The organism is Caulobacter sp. AP07 (genome assembly GCF_000281955.1).
Taxonomy (GTDB): domain Bacteria; phylum Pseudomonadota; class Alphaproteobacteria; order Caulobacterales; family Caulobacteraceae; genus Caulobacter.
In genome coordinates this window covers 1-3,555 of the sequence record NZ_AKKF01000186.1, presented here as the reverse complement: position 1 = coordinate 3,555, position 3,555 = coordinate 1, and the positions used below count along the sequence as shown (strand labels likewise).

The following is a 3,555-nucleotide window of genomic DNA, read 5'->3' as shown; positions in this document are numbered from 1 at the left end:
TTGCAGGCGCTCACACAAGCCGCTCGCTTAGCCATTGTGATTCGATGGCCACGCTTCTACGGTCAAGCTCCGCAACTGTGGCGGGTGAGGGTACTAAGAGTGAAGCTTTCAAGCGGCGTTTTGGCGGCCATTGTCGCGTTGGGTTTTGCGACAAGCGTCCAGGGCCAGGCGAAAACCACCTACACCTACGACGCCCAGGGGCAGGTGCGTTCGGTCGCGACGCCGGCCCAAACCACCACCTATGCCTATGACGCGGCGGCCAATCGGACGTCGATGACGGCGACAAATCCTCCGGCCGGCCTGATGGCCGGCGCTTCGGCCAAGATGGTGTCCAGCGATGTGGCCGTCGCTCGGCCCGCCTTCGTCTTCCCGCCGCCGCCGGCCGACACGCCCATGCCATCGATGGTCGCTGCGCCGCTGCCGCCGCCGCCGATCTCACCGCTGACGGGCCAGCCTCTGCCCAGCGCGTCGCCGTCCTCCAGCCGGTAGGAGCCGTGGGCACTTGCCACATCCGGAGTGCGGCGGGACCGCGTCGTCAACGGTGACAGTCACCGTCGAAACCGAATATTGCGATTAGTGCGAGGCTTGACCGTGATCTTCCCAATATCCTCGCGCCTGTTGGCGGGCTTCTGTGTCGTCGTGGGATTGTTGTCGGTGTCATCGGCGGCTCTGGCCCAGGCGGCGTTGACCGCGCCCGAAACCTACAACCCCATCGACGCCAATGGCGTGAACCTGTTGGGCGGCTCGTTCTCGCCGACCACGCCAAGCGTCACCATCGGCCCCAAGGGCGGCGGCCTCAGCTATTCGCAAACCTATGACATCAATATCGGCGACTGGCGCGAAAGCAGCCGCGGAGCGGTTACCACCTCGACCCTGGTCTACAGCAGCGGGCCAGACCCTTGGTACACGGTCACGGTGCTGGGTCAGGCCATCGCCTTCAAGCGCACTGGCGACACCTTCGCCGCTTCCGAAGGAGATTCCACAACCCTGGTGCTAAGTGGTGGAATTTACACGCTGACCTCGGCCGACGGGACCGTCGCGACCTTTTCCACGGCAGTCGCCGGTGTTTTGGGCTCTGCCGCTGAGGTCGCGCGGATCACCCAGGTCGTCCAGCCGAACGGCCGGACAATCGATTTCAACTATGTTTCGGCGCTCAGCTACGGCAGCCCGACCTATCGCCTGCAGTCGATAACCAGCAACGATGGCTATCAGATGCACTTCGACTACGCGTCGGACGCCAGCGGCGGCGGCGGCGACATCGGCGGGGCCTGGTACACGGTGATCAAGGCCACCGGGTTGAACAACGCCGTCGACGCCTGCGGTCCGAAGGCGCCAGCCTGCGTCTATTCGCGCACTTGGCCCAGCCTGACCTTCAGCTGGTCCGGGGCCGACCGCATCGTGACCGACGCTCTGGGGCGCGCCACACGCTATCTGTTCTCGGGCGGCCTGCTGACCGGGGTTCGCCGCCCCGGCCGGGCCAGCGGCCAGGACATCGCCGTCTACTACACCCCAGACCAGATGGTGGAGCGGGTGATCACGGACGCCGGAACGTGGACCTACGCGATACCGGAGGACTACAAGGCGGGCTTTCCCGCCAGTCCGCACCAGCGGCTGCAGCAATCGGCCACGACCGTCACCGACCCGCTGCAACACACCCGCACGGTGACCAGCCTGTCGACCCTGGTCGACGATCCGACCCAGCACCGGGTGTCGCGCCTGAGGTCGGTGATCGACGTCAATGGCAAGGTCGCCTGGTACGGCAACTACGACACCAGCTTCCGGTTGATCTCGGTCATCCAGGCCGAGGGCAACGCCCAGGGCTACGACTTTGACACACGCGGCAACATCACCGCGGTGAAGCGCGGCGGAAAGCTCGGCGGCCTTCAGGTCATCGCCAGCGCCACCTATCCGGCCAACTGCACCGCCCAGACGCTCAAGACGTGCAACAGGCCGCTCACGGTGACCGATGCGCGGAACAACATCACCACCTACGCCTATGACCCGGACTCTACCCACGGTGGCGCTCTAATCGCGACCTCGCCCGCGCCGAGCGCCGGCGCGATCCAGCCGCAGACCCGCACGACCTACGTGCCGTTCTATGCGTGGTATAAGAACGCGGCCGGCGTCCTCACTCCAGAAACCCGCCCGATCTATCTTCCGACCAGCACGTCAAGCTGCGCGACTCTCGGGCCGGCGGTTGGAGCCGCCGAGGCGCCGTGCGTCGGCACGGCCGATGAAATCAGGTCGACGATCATCTATCAGGTCGGCGGCGCTTCGGCCGGGAGCAACCTGCTGCCGGCAGCCACCACCAGCGGCGGCGGCGACGGAGTTCTCAGCGCCACGACGGCGATGACCTACACCGCCGCCGGCGACATCAGCGCGGTCGACGGCCCGCTGGCCGGGACGCAGGACACCACCCGCACCTACTACAACGATGCGCGGCAGGTGACGGACGTGATCGGCCCCGATCCGGATGCAGGTGGGGGGCTGCTCCATCGCGCCAGCCACACCACCTACGCGGCCGACGGCCAAGTGGCGGCGGTCGAAACGGGCACGGCCACCAACCAATCCGACACCGGTCCGTCGACCTTTGCCGCCCTGCAGAGGATGGTGACCACCTATGACGTCGGCGGCCGCAAGGCTTCGGACAGCCTGGTGGTCAACGGCGTCGCCCAAACCTTGACCCAGTATGGCTACGACCAGGCCAACCGGCTGATCTGCCAGGTGGTTCGGATGAACCCGACCGCCACCCAGCCAACCTCGGCCTGCACGCCGACCCTCGGCGGCGACGACCGCGTGACCTACACCGAGTACGACGCCCTCGATCGGGTGACCAAGGTCACGACTGGTTATGGGAGCGGCTCACCGCGCGTCGAAAAGACCATCACCTACACCGACAACGGCCGGGAACAGACCGTCGCCGACGGCAAGCCGACGGGAACGGCCGACGGGCGCGGCAACCTGACCACCTACGAGTACGACGAGTTCGATCGGCTGAGCAAAATCCGCTATCCCAACAAGACCGGCGGCGGTAGCTCATCGACGGACTTCTATAGTGCGACCTACGACGCGGCCGACAACATCATCCAGCAGACGCGCCGCGGCGGCTCGGTGGTCAACTACAGCTACGACGCCCTCAATCGGCTGGACTACCGCAGCGGCGTCGACAGCTGGCATCTGTATGACAACCTTGGCCGGCCGACGGTCACCTTTTCCGGGGCGTCGGCCGAACGGGCGATCTACAACACCTACGACGCCTTGGGCCGGCCCAGCGCCACCTATGACTGGCGCGACGGGGTCTGGCGGCGCTCGACCAGCGAAACCTTCGATCTGGCGGGGCGGCGGGTCTCCCTGCAATGGGCTGACAATTTCTGGGTGAGCTACAGCCGCAACGCGGCCGGCGAGGTGACGGCGATCTATGAGAGCGGCGTCAACCCGCTGGTGGGCTACACCTATGACGACCTGGGCCGTCGCACCGGCGCCTATCGGGGCAATAACGCCCAGACCTTCTACACCTATGACGCCGCGGGCCGCCTCAGCGCCCTGAACCTCGAC

At 66.2% G+C, this 3,555-nt stretch carries 1 protein-coding gene and 1 pseudogene; both read left to right on the top strand.

Annotated elements, in window-relative coordinates; all coding sequences use genetic code 11:
- Positions 1–489 (top strand): RHS repeat domain-containing protein (locus PMI01_RS16410; protein WP_238537071.1); only part of this gene is annotated, 489 nt, incomplete at its 5' end.
- A 165-nt stretch (positions 490–654) separates the two neighbouring features.
- Positions 655–3,555 (top strand): annotated as a pseudogene (locus PMI01_RS26120) (RHS repeat protein); the annotation flags it as partial.